General features: G+C 53.7%; 1 protein-coding gene. It reads left to right on the top strand.

The genetic code is table 11. From position 1 onward, the window contains the following. On the top strand, nt 1–443 hold a 443-nt coding region (locus ACYP03_RS24165), incomplete at both ends, for an FUSC family membrane protein (protein WP_459782389.1).

Raw genomic sequence — 443 nt, 5'->3', positions numbered from 1 at the left:
AAGCAGCCAGAATTTATGGTTTCAGCCCGCCTTACTGCTGAGCGGTGCCATTGGCTATGGCTTGCTATCGATTTTGTGGCAGATGCTTTGGCCAAATCAGGCGGTTCAGCACAGTCTGGCTAATGTCTTTGCTGCCCTGGCCGATTATCTGGATGATAAAAGCCGCTGGTTCCGTCCGGTCGACAGCCTTGATCCGCAACAACTGCGTATTCAGGCTGCAGCCAGCAATGCCAGAGTGGTGTCGGCACTCAATCAGGCCAAACAAACCTTGCTGAACCGGGTTAAACGGGTGCAACACAACCAGCGAGGCCACCGCTTTCTCAGCTTGTATTTCCATGCCCAGGACATTCATGAGCGTATCAGCTCCTCCCACCAGCGCTATCAGGATCTGGCAGCGGCTTTTCGCCGCAGTGACATCTTGTTCCGTTTTCAGGATCTGATGC

The organism is Photobacterium sp. R1 (assembly GCF_054600795.1).
Note: the sequence above shows the minus strand (reverse complement) of the source record. Positions and strands in the feature narration are given on the sequence as shown.